This window comes from Pseudomonas sp. B21-047, from assembly GCF_024748775.1.
Lineage (GTDB): Bacteria > Pseudomonadota > Gammaproteobacteria > Pseudomonadales > Pseudomonadaceae > Aquipseudomonas > Aquipseudomonas capeferrum.
Map to the genome: position 1 here is coordinate 2,149,836 of NZ_CP087169.1, position 19,089 is coordinate 2,168,924.

The 19,089-nt window shown below is 63.2% G+C and carries 16 protein-coding genes; 9 read left to right on the forward strand and 7 right to left on the reverse strand.

Annotated features, from left to right (window positions below; all coding sequences use genetic code 11):
- Positions 1-15 precede the first annotated feature (15 nt).
- The 6 genes from alr to LOY26_RS09945 all read left to right on the forward strand — a co-directional run bounded on the left by alr (position 16) and on the right by LOY26_RS09945 (position 6,898).
- The gene (alr, locus tag LOY26_RS09920; RefSeq protein ID WP_258714661.1) at positions 16-1,245 is read left to right on the forward strand and encodes an alanine racemase; all 1,230 of its coding nucleotides are present in this window, start codon (positions 16-18) and stop codon (positions 1,243-1,245) included.
- 23 nt (positions 1,246-1,268) lie between these two features.
- Positions 1,269-2,459: a pyridoxal phosphate-dependent aminotransferase gene (locus tag LOY26_RS09925; protein ID WP_033698769.1), complete on the forward strand. Its 1,191-nt coding sequence runs from the start codon at positions 1,269-1,271 to the stop codon at positions 2,457-2,459.
- A 67-nt stretch (positions 2,460-2,526) separates the two neighbouring features.
- Positions 2,527-3,228: an NAD(P)H-dependent oxidoreductase gene (locus tag LOY26_RS09930; RefSeq protein WP_033698768.1), complete on the forward strand. Its 702-nt coding sequence runs from the start codon at positions 2,527-2,529 to the stop codon at positions 3,226-3,228.
- Between the two features lie 232 nt (positions 3,229-3,460).
- Complete coding sequence (locus tag LOY26_RS09935) at positions 3,461-4,564, forward strand: polyamine ABC transporter substrate-binding protein (RefSeq protein WP_033698767.1); 1,104 nt, start codon at positions 3,461-3,463, stop codon at positions 4,562-4,564.
- Positions 4,565-4,598: 34 nt separating this feature from the next.
- On the forward strand, positions 4,599-6,011 hold the full coding sequence (locus LOY26_RS09940) for an aminotransferase (protein WP_033698766.1): 1,413 nt from the start codon (positions 4,599-4,601) through the stop codon (positions 6,009-6,011).
- 53 nt (positions 6,012-6,064) lie between these two features.
- Positions 6,065-6,898: a helix-turn-helix transcriptional regulator gene (locus tag LOY26_RS09945; RefSeq protein WP_033698765.1), complete on the forward strand. Its 834-nt coding sequence runs from the start codon at positions 6,065-6,067 to the stop codon at positions 6,896-6,898.
- A 105-nt stretch (positions 6,899-7,003) separates the two neighbouring features.
- Here the strand turns inward: LOY26_RS09945 and LOY26_RS09950 are convergent, their stop codons facing one another.
- The 5 genes from LOY26_RS09950 to LOY26_RS09970 form a co-directional block, all read right to left on the reverse strand.
- On the reverse strand, positions 7,004-8,083 hold the full coding sequence (locus LOY26_RS09950) for a helix-turn-helix transcriptional regulator (protein WP_033698764.1): 1,080 nt from the start codon (positions 8,081-8,083) through the stop codon (positions 7,004-7,006).
- Between the two features lie 106 nt (positions 8,084-8,189).
- Positions 8,190-9,161 (reverse strand): PDR/VanB family oxidoreductase, encoded by a 972-nt coding sequence (locus LOY26_RS09955; RefSeq protein WP_186659926.1) that lies wholly within the window; start codon positions 9,159-9,161, stop codon positions 8,190-8,192.
- Between the two features lie 76 nt (positions 9,162-9,237).
- Positions 9,238-10,359, reverse strand: coding sequence for an aromatic ring-hydroxylating dioxygenase subunit alpha (locus LOY26_RS09960; RefSeq protein ID WP_186659935.1), 1,122 nt, complete (start codon positions 10,357-10,359; stop codon positions 9,238-9,240).
- 127 nt (positions 10,360-10,486) lie between these two features.
- Positions 10,487-12,085 carry a BCCT family transporter gene (locus LOY26_RS09965; protein WP_050506109.1) on the reverse strand — a complete coding sequence of 533 codons (1,599 nt, stop codon included), beginning with the start codon at positions 12,083-12,085 and terminating at the stop codon, positions 10,487-10,489.
- 193 nt (positions 12,086-12,278) lie between these two features.
- Complete coding sequence (locus LOY26_RS09970) at positions 12,279-13,370, reverse strand: tartrate dehydrogenase (protein WP_186659937.1); 1,092 nt, start codon at positions 13,368-13,370, stop codon at positions 12,279-12,281.
- 99 nt (positions 13,371-13,469) lie between these two features.
- Between LOY26_RS09970 and LOY26_RS09975 the strand changes: the two genes are divergently transcribed.
- Positions 13,470-14,381 (forward strand): LysR substrate-binding domain-containing protein, encoded by a 912-nt coding sequence (locus tag LOY26_RS09975; RefSeq protein ID WP_186659939.1) that lies wholly within the window; start codon positions 13,470-13,472, stop codon positions 14,379-14,381.
- Between the two features lie 121 nt (positions 14,382-14,502).
- Here LOY26_RS09975 and LOY26_RS09980 read toward each other — a convergent pair whose 3' ends face one another.
- Positions 14,503-14,985: an Lrp/AsnC family transcriptional regulator gene (locus LOY26_RS09980; RefSeq protein ID WP_033698757.1), complete on the reverse strand. Its 483-nt coding sequence runs from the start codon at positions 14,983-14,985 to the stop codon at positions 14,503-14,505.
- 123 nt (positions 14,986-15,108) lie between these two features.
- On the opposite strand from LOY26_RS09980, the gene LOY26_RS09985 reads away from it, so the two are divergent.
- Together LOY26_RS09985 and LOY26_RS09990 are read left to right on the forward strand one after the other, a co-directional pair.
- Positions 15,109-16,140 (forward strand): histone deacetylase family protein, encoded by a 1,032-nt coding sequence (locus tag LOY26_RS09985; protein WP_258714662.1) that lies wholly within the window; start codon positions 15,109-15,111, stop codon positions 16,138-16,140.
- A gap of 82 nt (positions 16,141-16,222) precedes the next feature.
- Entirely contained in the window at positions 16,223-17,620 is a 1,398-nt protein-coding gene (locus LOY26_RS09990; RefSeq protein ID WP_186666203.1) for an amino acid permease, read from the forward strand.
- Here LOY26_RS09990 and LOY26_RS09995 read toward each other — a convergent pair.
- Complete coding sequence (locus LOY26_RS09995; RefSeq protein WP_258714663.1) at positions 17,617-18,948, reverse strand: D-serine ammonia-lyase; 1,332 nt, start codon at positions 18,946-18,948, stop codon at positions 17,617-17,619. The two genes, LOY26_RS09990 and LOY26_RS09995, sit on opposite strands and share 4 nt — an antisense overlap.
- Between the last annotated feature and the right edge of the window lie 141 nt (positions 18,949-19,089).

Sequence of the window (19,089 nt, forward strand, 5' to 3'; positions counted from 1 at the left end):
ACAAGAGAAACCCCCATGTCATTTCGCCGCACGCTTCTGGCTGCTTCCCTGGCCCTGCTGATCACCGGCCAGGCCCCGCTGTATGCCGCACCACCGCTGTCGATGGACAACGGCAGCAACGCCCTGACCGTGCAAAACAGCAATGCCTGGGTCGAGGTCAGCGCAAGCGCCCTGCAACACAACATCCGCACCCTGCAAGCGGAGCTGGGTGGCAAGTCCAAGCTGTGCGCCGTGCTCAAGGCCGATGCCTACGGCCACGGCATCGGCCTGGTGATGCCCTCGGTCATTGCCCTTGGCGTGCCCTGCGTGGCGGTGGCCAGCAACGAGGAAGCCCGCGTGGTGAGGGCCAGCGGCTTTACCGGGCAACTGGTGCGGGTGCGCCTGGCCAGCCTGAGCGAGCTGGAAGATGCCTTGCAATACGACATGGAAGAACTGGTCGGCAGCGCCGAATTCGCCCGCCAGGCCGACGCCATCGCCGAGCGCCATGGCAAGACCTTGCGTATTCACCTGGCGCTCAATTCCAGCGGCATGAGCCGCAACGGTGTAGAGATGGCCAGTTGGAGCGGGCGCGGTGAAGCGCTGCAGATCACCGACCAGAAGCACCTGAAGCTGGTGGCGTTGATGACCCACTTCGCTGTGGAAGACAAGGACGATGTACGCAAGGGCCTGGCAGCGTTCAACCAGCAGGCCGACTGGCTGATCAAGCATGCCAAGCTCGACCGCAGCCAGCTGACCCTGCACGCGGCCAACTCCTTCGCCACCCTGGAGGTGCCCGAGGCGCGCCTGGACATGGTCCGCACCGGCGGTGCGCTGTTCGGCGACACCGTGCCGACCCGCACCGAGTACCAGCGCGCCATGCAGTTCAAGTCGCGGGTGGCCGCCGTGCACAGCTACCCGGCCGGCAATACTGTCGGCTATGACCGCACCTTCACCTTGGCGCGTGACGCGCGCCTGGCCAATATCACCGTCGGCTACTCTGACGGCTACCGCCGGGTATTCACCAACAAGGGCCATGTGCTGATCAACGGCCACCGCGTGCCGGTGGTGGGCAAGGTGTCGATGAACACCTTGATGGTCGATGTCACCGACTTCCCCGACGTCAAGAACGGCAACGAGGTGGTGCTGTTCGGCAAGCAGGCCGGGGGTGAGATCACCCAGGGCGAAATGGAAGACATCAACGGTGCATTGCTGGCTGACCTGTACACCGTGTGGGGCAGCTCAAACCCGAAGATTCTCGTCGACTGACCCCGTACTGAAGGGAGATTGCCATGCATTACGCCAAGCTGACCCAACGTATCGCCGGCGACGGCGCCGCCGCCTGGGACATCCATTACCGCGCCCTGGCGCTGCAGGCCGAGGGCAAGGACATCCTGCTGCTGTCGGTGGGGGACCCGGACTTCGACACCCCGGGCCCCATCGTCGAGGCTGCTATCGACAGCCTGCGAGCAGGCCATACCCATTACGCCGATGTGCGCGGCAAGCTCGCCCTGCGCCAGGCCATCGCCGATCGCCACCGGCAACGCAGCGGCCAGGCCGTCAGTGCCGAGCAGGTCACGGTGCTGGCGGGTGCGCAGTGCGCGTTGTTCTGCGTGGCCCAGTGCGTGCTCGACCCCGGCGACGAGGTGATTGTCGCCGAGCCCATGTACGTCACCTACGAGGCGGTGTTCGGTGCCTGCGGCGCCAAAGTGGTACCGGTGCCGGTCAAGCCGGAGAACGGTTTTCGGGTGTGCCCGCAGGACGTCGCGGCGCGCATCACCCCGCGTACCCGCGCCCTGGCCCTGAACAGCCCGCACAACCCCTCGGGGGCAAGCTTGCCGCGCGCGACCTGGGAGGCACTGGCAGCGCTGTGCATCGCCCACGACCTGTGGCTGATCTCTGACGAGGTGTACAGCGAGCTGCTGTACGACGGCGAGCATGTCAGCCCTGGCAGCCTGCCGGGCATGGCCGAGCGCACCGCGACCCTCAACAGCCTGTCGAAATCCCACGCCATGACTGGCTGGCGGGTGGGCTGGGTAGTGAGCTCGCCTGAGCTGGCCACGCACCTGGAAAACCTGGCCCTGTGCATGCTGTATGGCTCGCCGGACTTTATCCAGGACGCCGCCGTGGTGGCCTTGACCCAGCCGATGCCAGCTCTGGAGGCCATGCGCGACGCCTATCGCCAGCGGCGCGACCTGGTGTGCGAACACTTGGCGGGTTGCCCGGGCGTCAAGGCCCTGAAACCCGATGGCGGCATGTTCGTGATGGTCGATATTCGCGCAACCGGCCTCAGCGCGCAGGCCTTTGCCGACCGCCTGCTGGACCGCGAAGGTGTGTCGGTGCTGGCCGGCGAGGCCTTTGGCCCCAGCGCCGCCGGGCACATCCGCCTGGGGCTGGTGGTGGGCCCCGAGGCGCTGGTCGATGCCTGCCGGCGCATTGCCCGTTGTGCCCAGGCACTGATGCAACAGCAGGCCCCTGCGTGAGTAGGCGCGGCTGTATCGAGTGTTGCGCCGTCGCTGACGCATCCCGTTTTGTGTGAGGAGAAACGTTGTGAATGTACTGATCGTCCACGCTCACCCCGAGCCACAATCCTTCACCGCAGCCCTGCGTGACCAGGCCGTGGCCACCTTTCGCGACCAGGGCCACCCGGTGCAGGTCAGCGACCTGTACGCCATGGGCTGGAACCCGGTGGCCAGTGCTGATGATTTCGCCCAGCGCGAGAACCCCGAGTACCTGGTCTACGCCCTGGAGCAGCGCCTGGGGGTCAAGAGCGGCGCTATCGCTGCGGATATCCAGCAAGAGCTGGACAAGCTGTTATGGGCGGACCTGCTGGTGCTGAACTTCCCGATCTTCTGGTTCTCGGCGCCGGCCATGCTCAAGGGCTGGATCGACCGGGTGCTGGTGTCGGGCGTGTGCTATGGCGGCAAGCGCTTCTACGATCAGGGCGGGCTGGCTGGCAAGAAGGCGCTGGTGACGGTGACCCTGGGCGGGCGTGAGCACATGTTTGGCGAAGGGGCGATTCACGGGCCGCTCGAGGACATGTTGCGGCCGATTCTGCGGGGGACGCTGGCCTATGTCGGGTTCGAGGTGCTGCCACCGTTCGTGGCCTGGCACGTGCCGTACATCAGCGCCGAGGCCCGCCAGGGGTTTTTGCAGCAATACCAGCAGCGTCTGGAGCAGTTGGCAGACGACCAGCCGCTGGTGTTCCCACGCTTGGCGCAGTTCGATGAGGCGTTGTATCCGCTGAGGTAACGCAGTTGTGTATGTGTGTGTAGGAGCGGCCTTGCGTCGCGAAAGGGCTGCGTAGCGGCCCCTCGATTTCAGCGTCACCGCACATATCCGGGGGCCGCTGCGCAGCCCTTTCGCGACGCAAGGCCGCTCCTACAAACGGCCACCCACACATTCGGGGTATGTTGCCCTCAAGCAAATCCCCCGATAGTGAACCCATCGGCTCGATCCGGAGCAGTCACACGATGGAGTTGCTATGCGCAAGGCACTGAAGGTGATTGGCGGTCTGCTGCTGGCGTCGGCCGCCACGCAGGCACTGGCAGTGGAGGAGGGCAGCGCGAACACGCTAAGGCTGTACAACTGGACCGACTACATCGGCGAGACCACCCTGGCCGACTTCGAGAAGGCCACCGGCATCAAGGTCGTCTACGACACCTTCGATGGCTACGAGACCGTCCAGACCAAACTGCTGACCGGCCGCTCCGGCTATGACCTGGTGATGCTCAACGCTTCCCTGGTCCCCCCCTTGATCCAGGCTGGCGTGTTCCAGGCGTTGGACAAGCAGCAACTGCCCAGCTGGCACAACCTGGATGAGCAGGTGGTCAGCAACCTGCAAGGGTACGACCCGGGGCTGAAATACTCGGCACCCTACACCTGGGGCAGTTCAGGCATCACCTACAACGTCGACAAGATCACCGCACGCATGCCCGATGCACCGATCGGCTCGCTGGCCATGCTGTTCGACCCCAAGATCGTCTCGCGCTTCGCCGACTGCGGCGTCACCTTGATGGACGCGCCGACCGAGGTGATCCCGCTGGCCCTGCAGTACCTGGGCAAGGACCCACGCAGCGCAGCGCCGGCCGACCTGAAGGCTGCCGAGCAACTGCTGATGGGCATTCGCCCGTACATCCGCAAGTTCGATTCGGTCAACTACCTCACCAGCCTGCCCAATGGCGATGTCTGCCTGGCACTGACCTGGTCAGGTGACTACGCCACTGCCCAGGCCCGTGCGGTAGAGGCGAAGAAGGCCATCAAGCTGTCGTTCTTCATCCCCCAGGAAGGTTCGCTGATCTGGTTCGACAACCTGTACATCCCCAAGGACGCGCCGCACGCGGCCAACGCGCACCGCTTCATCGAGTTTTTGCTGCAGCCGCAAACCATGGCCAAGGTCACCGACTACATCCACTACGCCAACAGCAATGCCGCTGCCACGGCGTTGGTACAGGCCGACATCCGCCAGGACCCGGCGATCTACCCCGATGCCAAGACCCGCGAACGCCTGTTCGCCCAGAAGACCCAGAGCCCCAAGGACATGCGCGCCATCACCCGGGTCTGGAGCACGGTCAAGACCGGTTTCTGAACACTGCCAACCGATTCCCGCCAAGGAGCTGCCCATGGCCACCCCAAGCAAAGCATTCGCCATCGCCCACGACCCACTGGTGGACGCCGACAAGGCCCACTACATGCACGGCTACCATGTGTTCGACGAGCACCGCGAACAGGGCGCGCTGAACATTGTCGAAGGTGAAGGCGCCTACATTCGCGATACTCACGGCAACCGTTTTCTCGATGCGGTCGGCGGCATGTGGTGTACCAATATCGGCCTGGGCCGCGAAGAGATGGCCCTGGCCATCGCCGACCAGGTACGCAAGCTGGCCTACTCCAATCCGTTTTCCGACATGGCCAACGACGTCGCCATCGCGCTGTGCCAGAAGCTTGCGCAACTGGCGCCGGGCGACCTCGACCACGTGTTCCTCACCACCGGTGGCTCCACTGCCGTCGACACCGCCTACCGGCTGATCCAGTACTACCAGAACTGCCGTGGCAAGCCGCACAAAAAGCACGTGATCGCCCGTTACAACGCCTATCACGGCTCCACCACGCTGACCATGGCGATCGGCAACAAGGCGGCCGACCGCGTGCCCGAGTTCGACTACGCCCATGAGCTGATCCACCACGTCTCCAACCCCAACGTGTACCGTGCGCCGGACGACATGGACGAGGCCGAGTTCCTTGACTTCCTGGTGGCCGAGTTCGAAGACAAGATCCTTTCCCTGGGCGCCGACAACGTAGCCGCGTTCTTCGCCGAGCCGATCATGGGTTCGGGCGGGGTGATCATCCCGCCCAAGGGCTACTTCGAGCGCATGTGGCAGGTGTGTCAGACCTACGACATTCTGTTCGTCGCCGACGAAGTGGTGACCTCGTTCGGTCGCCTGGGCACCTTCTTCGCCAGCGAGGAGCTGTTCGGGGTAACCCCGGATATCATCACCACCGCCAAAGGCCTGACCTCGGCCTACCTGCCGCTGGGTGCGTGCATCTTCTCGGAGCGGATCTGGCAGGTGATCGCCGAGCCAGGCAAGGGCCGCTGCTTCACCCACGGTTTCACCTACAGCGGGCACCCGGTGTGCTGCACAGCGGCCCTGAAGAACATCGAGATCATCGAGCGCGAGCAGTTGCTGGCGCACGTCAAGGATGTTGGCAGCTACCTGGAACAACGGCTGCACAGCCTGCGCGACCTGCCCTTGGTCGGGGATGTGCGCTGCATGAAGCTGATGGCCTGTGTCGAGTTCGTTGCCGATAAAACCAGCAAGGCGTTGTTCCCCGACGCGGTCAACATCGGAGAGCGTATCCATAGCAAAGCCCAGGCCAGGGGGTTGCTGGTGCGGCCGATCATGCACCTGAACGTGATGTCGCCGCCGTTGATCATCACGCACGCGCAAGTGGATGAAATCGTCGAAACCTTGCGCCAGTGCATCATCGAAACGGCGCGTGAGCTCACCGCGCAAGGGCTGTACCAAGGCCGATGAGCCTGGCGCAAAGGGCTGTGCGTGGGCGTGCCTGGCAGGCTAGACTGCCGGGCATGACCCAAGCCTCTCCCGACACTCCGCTCACCCTTTCGCTGGGGGCACTGCAGCAATGGCATGCGGCGCTGCAGCGTGCCCTGAGCCACAGCGAAACGGCCGATGCCCTGCACTACGTGGCCGCCGCGATTGGCGAACTGGTGCAGGTGGAGTCGATGATGATCAGCCTCGAATGCCAGGGGCAGGCACCGCAGCTGCTGTATCAGCAGGGCATCCCCGAAGTGCACCGTGCTGCGGTGCTGGAGCGCTATTTCGCCGCCGGCTATCTGCTCGACCCCTTTTGCCTGGCCGTGCAGAGTGGCCTGGCCGAGGGGTTCTATCACCTCGAAGAAATCGCCCCGGACCACTTCTTCGACAGCGACTACTACAAGGCCTATTACCTGGGCACCGGCTGCAGCGAAGACAGCTACTACATCGTCGACCTCAGCCAGGGGCGCAAGCTGTCCTTCAGCCTGTTCCAGGGGTGCAGTGGCACGCGCTTGAGCAGCGGGCAGATCGACTTGCTGCGGGCGGTCGAGCCGATGGTGCGCGAAGTGCTGGGGCGTTATGCCCGTTACAACCTTGAAGCCGCCACGGCTTCGGCCGAGCGCGGCAGCGTTCAGGCGGCGTTCGAGAGTTTTGGTTGCCAGGTGCTTACCGATCGGGAGCGAGAGGTGGCGCACATGATCTTGCGGGGGCATTCGGTGAAGTCCACGGCGGTGCAGCTGGGGATTTCACCGGAGACGGTGCGGATGCACCGCAAGAACCTGTATCTGAAGCTTGAGATCAATTCACAGTCGGAGTTGTTTGCGCGCTTTATCGACTGGTTACGGCAGGGGGCGGTTGCGAGCTGATAAGTGTATTACGTGAGGTTTGTGGCGCCTATGAGGTCGAGCGCCGCCCGCGCGGCGCTCGACCTCATAGGCGCCAAAAACCTCACGTCAAACACCTGGCAGCCCTCACAACCCCCTCAGCTTCGCCTCCAGCGCCGCAATGTGCGCCTGCAACCGCTCATGCTCCTGCCGCTCGGCGGTGATGTCTTCAAACACGCTGATCAGGTGCTCCGGCTCACCGTTGTCGCGGCGCTGCAGCGAGGTGCGGGCGCGCACCCAGATGTATTCGCCGCTCTTGTGGCGCACGCGTTTTTCCACCTCGTAGCGCTCGGTTTCACCCGCCAGCATGCGCGCCAGCAATTGCAGGTTCAGCGCCAGGTCGTCGGCATGGGTGATGTGCTGGAAGGTCATGGCGTACAGCTCTTCGGCGCGGTAGCCGAGCATCTCGCAGAGGCTGTTATTGACCCGCTGCCAGGTGCCGTCCGGGTCGATGTAGGCGAGGGCACCCCAGGCCAGCTCGAAGATCGCGCGAAAGCGTTCTTCGCTGTTGCGCAACGCCTGCTGGGCAACCTGGCGCTCGGTGTTGTCCATGCTGATGCCGACCATCTTCACCGAGCGCCCGGCGCTGTCGCGTACCACCGTGGCGCGGGAGGAAATCCAGCGCACTTCACCCTCAGGCCGGGTGATACGGAAATCACACTCGCAGCCACTGCCCTCGGCGACGGCCTGGGCGTACATCGCCTGCATGTGCGCCACGTCTTCATCCGGCAGATGGCGCCAGAAGTCTTCGTTGCGGTGCACTGGCCAGCCATACACCTGTTCGACGTTTGGCGAATAGGTGACCTCGTCGCTGATCAGGTTCCATTCCCAGGTCACGATACGCGCACCTTCCTGGGCCAGTTTCATGCGCGTTTCGCTTTCCATGATTTCGGCGGTGTAGCGCCTGCGCAGGTCGGTCATCGGCAACTCGACCACCTGTGGCTGCTGGATGTTCTGCAAGGCTTCGTCGCCATAGCGCAGCCAGATCCAGTTGACCTTGAGAAAGTCGGCCAATTTACGCAGGTTGTCGTAGTCGATCTCCCCGCCGCGGGTCCATTTGTGCACCGCTGTGCGGGAAATACCCAGGGCCGTGCCCACGGCTTGCAGGGTCAGCTTGTGATGCTCGAGCAGTTCCTTGAGGCGAAAGGCAAAGCTGTTTTCCAACATCGGCAGAGTGTCCTGATCGGGGCCAAGAGCCTGCCAGTATACTCAAGCTGTCAACTTTTGGTTGACGGTGAAACCCGTGGGGCCGCCCCGCAGCCCCGATCGCGCGTTACAGGTCCAGCACCAGGCGTGCCGAGCGTGCCCGCGACACACACAGCATGATGCTCTGCTGGGCAGCCTTTTCGTCATCGCTCAGGTACTGGTCGAAGTGCTCGGCTTCGCCTTCCAGGATGGCGGTTTCACAGGTGCCGCAGACGCCTTCGCGGCACAGGCACTCGACCTTGGCGGCCTTGGACTTCTCGATGGCCTGAAGAATGGTCATGCCTTCTTCCACCTGCAACTCGATGCCCGACTGCGCCAGCACCACGGTGAATGCCGAACCGGTCACCGGGGCTGCGGCAAACTGCTCCCAATGCACGCGTTGCTCGGCAATGCCGGCCTTGGCGGCGCAGGCGATGACTGCATCGATCAGTGGTTTGGGGCCGCACACGTACAGGTGCGCGGACGCATCCAGGCCCGCGCACAAGGCCGCCAGGTCAAGCTTGCGATCGAGGCTGTCGATGTAGAAGTGGGTGTTGTCGGCATGCGGGCCGTTGGCCAACTGGGCTTGGAACGCGCCATGTTCCGGGGCGCGGAAGGCGTAGTGCAGTTCGTAGTCGGCGGCGCCGCCTTCGAGCTCGTGCAGTTGTGCCAGGAAGGGGGTAATGCCGATGCCGCCGGCAATCAGCACATGGCGGCCGGCCGCTGGGTCCAGGGCGAACAGGTTGTTGGGCGAGGAGATGGTCAGGCGGGTGCCGACCTGCACCTGCTGGTGCATGAACGCCGAGCCGCCCTTGGATTGTTCTTCCAGGCGCACGCCAATCTGGTAGCTGCGGGTATCGCGCGGGTCGCTCATCAACGAGTAGGCGTTGCTGAACTGGCTGCCGTCGGCACCCTGCATCTGCACGATGACATGGCTGCCACCGGTGAAGGCCGGCATCGCCGCGCCATCTTCGCGGGCCAGGGTAAAGCGCTTGATCAGCGGCGTGGCCTGTTCCACTTCGGTCACGCACACGCTGAACATTTCATATTTGTTGGCCATGGTTCACCTCGACTGCCAGGGTGCGCGGCAGGCCGTGCCGCGCACCAGTACGTGCAAATGACTCAAGCGGTAGCGATCAATCGTCGAGGTGGGCCACGGCGATCAGGTTGTGGAAGTGGGCAATGCCGTGCTCGCTCATGCCGCTGCGCTCGCGGTCGGCCATGATCCGGCCCTGGCCACGGTAGCCGCGGGATTTCAGGCCCTTCTGCACGCTTTCGACCAGGCGCAGGTCTTCTGGGCGGAACACTTCGCGGTACCAGTCGATCAGCTTCTGCTGTTCCTCGGTGATGTCCGTGTTGAGGAAGTAGATGTCGTAGTGCTGCAGGGTCGTTTCCGCATCCACCGGGAACTCGTAGATCACGGTCATGAAGTTGGCCCCTGGCGGCACGTTGAACATGGTGCACGGCCAGGCCCAGAAGCCGGCGAAGGACGGGTCTTTCACGCTTTCATCGAAGGTGAACGACTGCTCCGACGGTTTTGCCAGGCCGTACTGCAGGGTCCAGTTGCCATGCATGCTGTGGCTGTACTGGCCGACGTCTACCGAATCGGAGAAGCCGGGGTGGGCAGGGGCGCAGTGGTAGCACTCAAGGTAGTTGTCGACGATCGACTTCCAGTTGGCCGGGGTGTCGCTGACGAAACGTGCGGCCAGGTGCAGGTCGTCGATCACGCCACAGGCTTCACGCATGCGCGCTTGCAGGCCCGGCAGCTGGTCTTCGACCGAGCCTGCGTCCATGTCCATGTTGATGAAGATGAAGCCTGCGTATTCTTCGACGCGCAGCTGCACCAGGGTGGAGTTCTCTTTGTCGAAGTTCACCACGTTGTCGCAGTTACGGGCGTGGGCGAGCTCGCCGTCGAGCTTGAAGGTCCAGGCGTGGTACGGGCAGGTGATGACGTTCTTGGCCTTGCCGCTGCCGCTGAGCAGCTGGTGGCCGCGGTGCGGGCAGACGTTGTAGAACGCGCGCAGCACGCTGTCACGACCGCGCACCACGATGATGCTCTCGCCAATCACTTCGCGGGTGATGTAGGCATTGTTCTGCGCCACTTCGCTGCGGTGGCCGACACAGATCCAGCTGCGCGCGAAGATGGCTTCCTTCTCGTGCTCGAAAACCGAGGCCTGGGTGTAGAAGCTGGCAGGGATAGTGAACGCCTCTTCGGCGTTCGCACAGAAATCGGCGGGCAGGCGTTTGAAGTCATTCATGACGGGATCTCACAAGCTCGGTTTATAGTTATTGGTTAACACGTATCTATTGGTTAACAAGCCGGGCAAAAAAATTTGCCGTCGTGGGGCGAGGCCGCCCCACACAGGCCAGTTCAGTTCACTTGTTTCAATGCACGGCGGCGGCACTGCGCGGGGCATGCTCGGCAGGTGTTTCACCGGCCAGGCGCGCTGCCTCTTCCTCGATGCGGTAGGCCGAGACCTGGCCGTAGTCTTCGAACATCCACTTGAAGAAGCCGTATATCTTCACCAGCAGAATCACCATGAACGGGATCGCCGTCAGTACCACCGCGGTTTTCATGGTCGACAGCGATGCCTTGGCGAACAGCATGGCCAGTGGCACCAGGGTCAGCACCACGCACCAGAACAGGCGATGGGTCGGTGTCGGGTCATCGCCTTCGCGCAGGTTGCGGGTGCTGGTGGCCGCTACCGCATACGCGGCGGCGTCCATGTGCGAGGCGCAGAAGATCGCCATGATGAACAGGTACACACCCAGGAACACCTGGCCCCATGGCAAGGCCAGCAACAGGTGCGTCACGGCCGATTCGCCGCCTTGTTCACTGAGCATTTTCGGCACGTCGATGGCACCGGTGATGAACTGGTGCATGCTGTAGCTTTCCAGCGCGCCGAAGAAGAACCAGCAACCGAAGCTGCCGCCCATCAGCAGGGCCATGACCACTTCCTTGATCTGCCGGCCGCGCGACACGCGGGTCACGAACATCGCCACGCCCGGTGCGTACGACACCCACCAGAGCCAGTAGAACACCGTCCAGTTGCGGGTGAAGGCACCGTCGCCGGCCGGGTCGGTGAACAGGCTCATGTGCACGTAGTTCTGGATCATCAGGCCAATCGAGTTGGCCGTATTGTTGATGGTGAACTGCGTCGGGCCAACCAGCAGGATGACGGCGGCAAATACCAGCGCGCCGATGCACACCATCTTGCTCAGGCGCTGCAGGCCGCCATCGATACCGATGTAGGAGCTGAGCGAGAACATCACCGCGACGGCACCGATCACCAGCAATTGTACGGTGAAGGTGTCGGGGGTGCCGGTGAGGTCATGCAGGCCGCGGGTCAAGGTCGAGGCGGTAAGTGCCAGCGATACCGTCAGGGCGCCCATCATGGTCAGCAGGAAGATCAGGTCGACGCTGCGGCCAACGGGGCCGGTGGCCTTGAAACCGGTCACCGCTTCGATGATCGAGGCCAGGTTCAGGCCGCTCTTCTTGCGCACGTGGAAGTGATAAGCCATGGCCAGCGAGGCCAGGGCATAGATCGACCAGGCGCTGACGCCCCAGTGGAAGAACGAATAGCCAATGCTGTACTCGAGCGCCTTGGGGGTGGCTGCGGCGATGTTGAGGCCGGGAGTCTGGTAGTAGTAGGCCCATTCCATCACGCCCCAGTACAGGGTCGAGGAACCCATGCCGGCGCAGATGAACATGAACACCCAGGTCGCGGTGGCGTACTCGGGTTTGCCACTGCCCAGGCGGATATTGCCGTACTTGCTGAAGGCCAGGTACAGCACGGCCAGGGTGCTACCGAACACCAGCACCTGGACACTGGTGCCAAAGGTACGGGTGGACAGTTCGAACAGCTGGTTGGCCGCGTGTTCGGCTTCGGCGGGGAACATTGCAAGGCCCAGCACCGTGAGCAGCACGGCGATCAGGCTCATGGTAATCAGGAACACATCAATCTTTTTATTCTTGTGCGACATCATCGTCTCCTGGACGTTGGCGTACTTGTTATACCCGGCAGGCATCCGGGGTGTTGCAGTACCACTCCTTCCTTGGCTGTTAACTAAAGGTTAACGTACATCTAATGGTTAACAGATTTTGCATTTAATCCGCGCCGCTCGCAAGAGGGGGAGGGCCGATTGTCAGACACGTGTGCTAATCGGCCCGGCCGGGTCAGGCTTCGATCAAGGCCGTGATGGCCCGGCCGACGTCCTGGGTGGACTTCTGCCCGCCCATGTCGCGGGTGGTGTCACCGGCGGCAATGACCTGTTCGATGGCCGTGAGGATGTCATCGTGGGCCGCACGGTAGCGCGGGTCGGCGCCGTCGTTGCCGAGGAACTCGAGCATCAGCGCACCGGACCAGATCATCGCGATCGGATTGGCGATGTTCTTGCCGAAGATGTCCGGTGCCGAGCCGTGTACCGGTTCGAACAGGGACGGGAACTTGCGCTCGGGGTTGAGGTTGGCCGACGGGGCGATGCCGATGGTGCCGGCGCAGGCCGGGCCGAGGTCGGACAGGATGTCGCCGAACAGGTTCGAGGCCACCACCACGTCGAAGCGGTCCGGTTGCAGGACGAAGCGAGCGCAGAGGATATCAATGTGCTGCTTGTCCCAGCTGATTTCCGGATAATTGGCAGCCATGGCCGCCGTGCGCTCGTCCCAGTACGGCATGCTCACGGCCATGCCGTTGGACTTGGTCGCCGAGGTAACGTGCTTGCGCTCGCGGGTTTGCGCGACATCGAATGCGTACTTGAGAATGCGGTCGACACCGCGGCGGGTGAACACCGATTCCTGCAGCACGAACTCGTTCTCGGTGCCTTCGAACATGCGCCCGCCCAGGGACGAGTATTCGCCCTCGGTGTTCTCGCGGATCACCACGAAGTCGATGTCACCGGGCTCGCGGCCTGCCAGCGGGCAGGGTACGCCCGGGAACAGGCGCACCGGGCGAATGTTCACGTACTGGTCGAAGTCACGGCGGAACTTGAGCAGCGAACCCCACAGGGAAATGTGGTCCGGTACCTTGTCTGGCCAGCCGACCGCGCCGAAGTAGAGGGCGTCGAAGCCCTTCAGCTGCTCGAACCAGTCGTCCGGCATCATCTTGCCGTGGGCCAGGTAGTAATCGCAGCTGGCCCACTCGAAGAATTCGAAACTGATGTCCAGGCCATGCTTGCGGGCGGCAGCCTCGACCACGCGGATGCCTTCTGGCAGTACTTCGATGCCGATGCCATCGCCAGGGATTGCTGCAATTCTGAATGTCTTGCTCATGGGGGGCGCACTCGTTGTCTAGGGAACAGGTGCGGGCCATGCTATAAGGCCTTGAATCGGAGATAATCTAGCCATTCATGGATTCTTGGAACACGAAGTGTGAATAATCTGCCTAGCCTCGACGACCTCAATATCTTCCTCCTGGTGGCCAAACGTGCCAGCTTTGCTGCGGTGGCTGACGAGTTGGGCATGTCGGCGGCGTACATCAGCAAACGCATTCGCCTGCTTGAGCAAAACCTCGAGGTGCGCTTGTTGCACCGCACCACCCGGCGGGTGACGGTCAGCGAGGAGGGCGAGCGGGTGTACCAGTGGGCGCTGCAGATTTTCGACGCGGTGCAGCGCATGGGGGATGACATCAGCGCCCAGCACCGCGAACCGGCGGGGCAACTGCGCATTGCCAGCAGTTTGGGCCTGGGTCGGCGGTTTGTGGCGCCGGCCTTGTCGGAGCTGGCCGAGCGCTACCCACGTCTGGATATTCGCCTGGATGTGCATGACCGTCTGGTGGACTTGATCGAAGAGGGGGTCGACCTGGACATCCGCGTGGGCAATACCATTGCGCCCAACCTGATCGCCAAGCGCCTGGCCAGGAACCGCCGGGTACTCTGTGCCGCGCCTGGCTACCTGGCGCGCCACGGCACGCCGAAAGTGCTGGCCGACCTGGGCAGCCATGACTGCCTGGTGATCAAGGAACGTGACCACCCGTTTGGTATCTGGCAGCTGGAGGGCCCTGATGGCGAAGAGAGCGTGCGGGTGACCGGGGGCTTGTCGAGCAACCACGGCGAGGTGGCCCACCAGTGGTGCCTGGATGGGCGCGGGATCTTGCTGCGGTCCTGGTGGGATGTGCACGACAGCTTGCTGGACGGGCGGCTGGTGCAGGTGTTGGCGGACTATCACCAGCCGGCGGATATCTGGGCCGTGTACACCTCGCCACTGGCAAGCTCGGCCAAGGTGCGGGTGGCGGTTGAGTTCTTCCGGCGGTATTTTGCCGAGCGGTATAGCTTGCCGGAGTAGGGGGTGGGGGTGGGGCATGCCTTGGTTCTTGCAGCGCCTGGGAGATCGAGCGCCGCGCGGGCGGCGCTCGATCTCCCAGGCGCTGTAAGAACCAAGGCATGCACCCGCCCCCCCATCGCCCTTACCTGACAGGCACCCGGCTAACCGCCTTGATTTCCCGCAAGGCCAAGCTCGACTGAATCGAAGCAATGCCCGGTTGCCGGCGCAACACTTCCTCGACAAAGCGCCCATAGCTCTCCAGGTCGGTCGCCAGCACCGTCAGCACATAGTCAGCCTCACCCGTCACCTTGTGGCACGACAACACCTGCGGCAGCTTCAAGATCACCTGCTCGAAGTCATCAGGCGCTTCGGCCGAATGGTTGCCAAAGCGCACCTGGGCAAACGCCATGACGTCATACCCCAGTTTCTTGCGGTCCAGGTTGGCCTGGTAGTCCTTGATCAGCCCCAACTCCTCCAGGCGCTTGCGCCGGCGCCAGCAGGGCGTGACGGTCATCGACAAGCGCTCGCCCAGGGCGGCGCTGGACAAGGTGCCGTCCTCCTGCAGCAAGCGCAGCAGCTCGCGGTCTACCTCGTCCAGTTCTTCGTAAGCAAAAGCTTTGCTCATCTTGTGGCTACCGGCTGAATATTTTGCTCAAGCATCCGGTTTGCCTGAGCATAAAGCAAAGCATTTTCACTGCTCTCTCGCGAAAATTGGTTATCCGATAACACCTTGAAAAAGGACATTCGCGTGCTGACAGTCTTTAGCCACAATCATCGCTTGCACCATGGCTCCGAGCTCAAGGACGGGGCGATCACACCCTCATTCGAAAACCCCCAGCGTGCCGACACGGTGCTGGCTCGTGTCCAGGCCACGGGCCTGGGCGATGTCATCGCCGAGCAGGCCTTCGACCGTGCCTGCTACGTCGCGGCGCACAGCGAGCGCTACGTGAGCTTTCTGGAAAATGCCTGGGCAGAATGGACGGCCAGCGGCAAGACCCATGATGCGCTACCGCTGGTATGGCCAGTGCGCGACCTGGCCATCGACCGAGAACCGGGCTTCATCGACGGCAAGCTGGGCTTCTACGCCATGGACGCCGGCGCGCCGATTACCGGCGGCACCTGGGAGGCCGTGCGCAGCAGCGCCAACGTGGCCCTGACCGGCATGCAACGGGTCATCGATGGCGCGCACAGCGCCTTCGCCTTGTGTCGCCCACCCGGGCACCATGCGGCCCGTGAGTACATGGGCGGCTACTGCTACCTCAACAATGCCGCCATCGCCGCCGAACGCTGCCTGAGCCAGGGCGCGCAGCGGGTGGCCGTGCTGGACGTGGACTTTCACCACGGCAACGGCACGCAGAACATTTTCTACGACCGCCCCGATGTGTTCTTCGCGTCGATCCACGGTGACCCGCACTTCTGCTACCCGTACTTCTCCGGCTATGCCCACGAACAGGGCTCGGGGGCGGGCGAGGGCTTCACTGCCAACTACCCGCTGAACAAGGGCACCGCCTGGGCGCAGTATCGGCAGGCCTTGCAGGAGGCGCTCAAGCGCGTTGTCGCGCACCAGCCCGACTTTCTCGTCGTATCCCTTGGCGTCGATACCTTCGAGGACGACCCGATCAGCCACTTCAAGCTCACCAGCGAAGACTTCCTGCGCCTGGGCGCCGAGATCGCCCGTGCGGGTATCCCGACGCTGTTCGTGATGGAGGGCGGCTACATGGTCGACGAAATCGGCATCAATGCCGTCAACACCCTGCAAGGTTTCGAAAGCGCCTGTTGATAGCACGTGCAAATAGCACCGGGGCAAGGCCTGTGCGGGCCTTGCCCCAGGCACCCATTCCAACAATAAAAAGAGGTCGCTCATGCAAGACATGTCCGCAAGCCTTGAGCAAAGCAAACCTGCAGATTCGCCCCGTGACGGGCACCTGAAACGCACGCTGGAAAACCGCCACATCCAGTTGATATCCATCGGTGGCGCCATCGGCACCGGCTTGTTCATGGGGTCGGGCAAGGTCATCGCGTTGTCCGGCACCTCCATCCTGCTGGTCTACGCGATCCTGGGGTTCTTCGTGTTCTTCGTCATGCGGGCGATGGGCGAACTGCTGTTATCCGACCTGCGTTTCAAATCTTTCGCCGACATCGTCGCCCATTACCTGGGGCCGCGTGCAGGCTTCGTGCTGAGCTGGTCGTACTGGTTGAGCTGGAGTGTGGCGGTGGTCGGTGACGTGGTGGTCGTGGCCGGGTTCTTCCAGTACTGGTATGCGGACGTGCCCGCCTGGATACCGGCGTTCCTCACCCTGTTCGTGCTGCTGGGCCTGAACATGCTGGCGGTGCGAATCTTCGGCGAAGTGGAGTTCTGGTTCGGGATCATCAAGATCGTCGCCATCGTCCTGCTGATCATCACTGCAGCCGTGATGATCGCCACCGCCTATGTATCACCCAATGGGGTGGTCGCCTCGCTTGCCAATGTGGTGGCCCCAGGCGCGGTGCTGCCCCATGGCATCAGCGGCTTTTTTGCAGGGTTCCAGATTGCCGTGTTTTCCTTCGCCGGCACCGAGCTGATCGGTACCACTGCGGCCGAGGCAAAGAACCCGCACCGCTCGCTGCCCAAGGCCATCAACACCATTCCCCTGCGCATCCTGCTGTTCTACATCCTGGCACTGGTGTGCATCATCAGCGTGGTTTCGTGGGCAGAAGTACCGGCCAACCGCAGCCCCTTCGTCGAGCTGTTCCTGCTGGCCGGCTTCCCGGCTGCCGCCGGCATGCTCAATTTCGTGGTGCTGACCTCGGCGGCGTCCTCAGCCAACAGCGGCGTCTATTCCGGGTGCCGGATGCTCTTCGGCCTCGCCGAGCGGCGTAACGCACCGGCCATCTTCGCCAGGCTTTCGGCACTCAGCGTGCCGGTGTACAGCTTGCTGTTCTCCGGGGTGTGCATGCTGACCGGGTTGGCCTTGCTGTTCATCATCCCCGAGGTGATGACGGTGTTCACGCTGATCTCGACCATCTCGGCGATCCTGGTGATCTTCACCTGGTCGATGATTCTTGCCGCGTACCTCGCCTACCGCAAGCGCAACCCGGCCGCGCACCAGGCGTCGACGTTCAAGCTGCCGGGTGGCGTGCCCATGGCCGTCACGTCGCTGGTTTTCCTCTGCTTCGTGCTGGTGTTGCTGGCCTTGGAGCCGGATACGCGGATGGCGCTGTGCGTGATGCCGTTGTGGTTCGTCTTCCTGCTGCTGGCCTATCGCCGGCGCACGGCTTAGCGCCCCTTGGCCAAGTAGGCGGCATACTCCTCATCCGGCACCATGCTGCCACCGGTGCCCCACACCAGGTGCGTAGCGTTGGCCATGCGTTGCGCCGTCAGCCCCCTGCGCGCCAGGTACTGCGGCGCTTGCAGCACCTGCAACATGCCGGGCATGCCGGCCAGCGCCGAGGGCTCCAGCCGTACCTGCTCCAGGTCATGGGCCAGTACCAACAGTTGGTACAGACGCTCGTCCGTTACCGTGTAGTAGCCATCCAGCAAGCGTTGCATGGCCTTGCCGACGAAACCGGAAGGGCGGCCCACCGCCAGGCCGTCGGCGGCGGTGACGTTGTCGATGCCGAAGTCCTGCACGCTGGTCTGGTCATGCAGGCCAGTGTAAACGCCAAGGAACATGCAGGGCGAATGGGTCGGCTCGGCAAAGAGGCAGTGCACATGGTCGCCAAACACCAGCTTCAAGCCAAACGCCACTCCGCCAGGCCCGCCGCCCACGCCGCAGGGCAGGTAGACGAACAGCGGGTGCTCGGCGTCGACCTTGATACCGGCGGCGTTGAATTGGCCCAGCAAGCGTTCGGCTGCCACGGCATAACCGAGGAACAGGTGCGGCGAGTTTTCGTCATCGACGAAGTAGCACGCAGGGTCTGCCGCGGCCTGCTGGCGGCCTTGCTCCACCGCAACACTGTAGTCGGACGGGTACTCGACCACGTTCACGCCGTTGGCGCGCAGCTTGTCCTTTTTCCACTGCCGCGCATCGGAAGACATGTGCACCGTGGCCTGGAAGCCCAGCCGGGCACTCATGATGCCGATCGACAGGCCCAGGTTGCCGGTGGAGCCGACGGCCACTTTGTACTGGCTGAAGAACTGCCGGGCTGGGTCGCTGGCCAGTACCCGGTAATCGCTGTCCAGGGTGATCAGGCCGGCCGCCAGCGCCAGGTCTTCAGCATGCTTGAGCACTTCGTGGATGCCGCCGCGGGCCTTGATCGAGCCAGAGATGGGTAGCTCGCTGTCGGCCTTGAGCCAGAGTGAGCCGCTGGGCGCAAGGCCGGCTGCTTGCTGCAAGGCGTGCTGCAGGGTTGGCAGCGGGCGAATCGGTGATTCGATGATGCCGCCAGAGGCGGCGGTGTCTGGGAACACCGTGGCCAGGTACGGAGCGAAGCGCAGCAGCCGGGCACTGGCTGCGTGCACGTCGGCGGCAGTCAGGCCGACGTCTTCCAAGACCTCAGCGGTTGGCGCGATGCCAGGGTTGAACCAGCAGGTTTCGCGCAGTGCCACCAGGTCCTCGACCAAGGGGTGGGAGGCGTACCAGGCGTCTAGCGTTTTGCCGTGAATCATTCCATTGCTCCTGTGCTGTTGCTGTCGGGGAACTGCATATACCTCCCGGTATATGGACAGCCCGCTGCCTGCCGAATAGCTTAACCGTCGACGGGGCGCACCTTGCATGCGCGATAAAAACAATTACGCCCCCGTGTCTTT

Excerpts from the sequence above, each read along its gene's own strand:
- LOY26_RS09955 (WP_186659926.1), bottom strand. The coding sequence starts at position 9,161 with ATGGCCAACAAATATGAAATGTTCAGCGTGTGCGTGACCGAAGTGGAA.
- LOY26_RS09940 (WP_033698766.1), top strand. The coding sequence starts at position 4,599 with ATGGCCACCCCAAGCAAAGCATTCGCCATCGCCCACGACCCACTGGTG.
- LOY26_RS09935 (WP_033698767.1), top strand. The coding sequence starts at position 3,461 with ATGCGCAAGGCACTGAAGGTGATTGGCGGTCTGCTGCTGGCGTCGGCC.
- LOY26_RS09995 (WP_258714663.1), bottom strand. The coding sequence starts at position 18,948 with ATGATTCACGGCAAAACGCTAGACGCCTGGTACGCCTCCCACCCCTTG.
- LOY26_RS09990 (WP_186666203.1), top strand. The coding sequence starts at position 16,223 with ATGCAAGACATGTCCGCAAGCCTTGAGCAAAGCAAACCTGCAGATTCG.
- LOY26_RS09970 (WP_186659937.1), bottom strand. The coding sequence starts at position 13,370 with ATGAGCAAGACATTCAGAATTGCAGCAATCCCTGGCGATGGCATCGGC.
- alr (WP_258714661.1), top strand. The coding sequence starts at position 16 with ATGTCATTTCGCCGCACGCTTCTGGCTGCTTCCCTGGCCCTGCTGATC.
- LOY26_RS09945 (WP_033698765.1), top strand. The coding sequence starts at position 6,065 with ATGACCCAAGCCTCTCCCGACACTCCGCTCACCCTTTCGCTGGGGGCA.
- LOY26_RS09980 (WP_033698757.1), bottom strand. The coding sequence starts at position 14,985 with ATGAGCAAAGCTTTTGCTTACGAAGAACTGGACGAGGTAGACCGCGAG.
- LOY26_RS09960 (WP_186659935.1), bottom strand. The coding sequence starts at position 10,359 with ATGAATGACTTCAAACGCCTGCCCGCCGATTTCTGTGCGAACGCCGAA.
- LOY26_RS09965 (WP_050506109.1), bottom strand. The coding sequence starts at position 12,085 with ATGTCGCACAAGAATAAAAAGATTGATGTGTTCCTGATTACCATGAGC.
- LOY26_RS09950 (WP_033698764.1), bottom strand. The coding sequence starts at position 8,083 with ATGTTGGAAAACAGCTTTGCCTTTCGCCTCAAGGAACTGCTCGAGCAT.
- LOY26_RS09925 (WP_033698769.1), top strand. The coding sequence starts at position 1,269 with ATGCATTACGCCAAGCTGACCCAACGTATCGCCGGCGACGGCGCCGCC.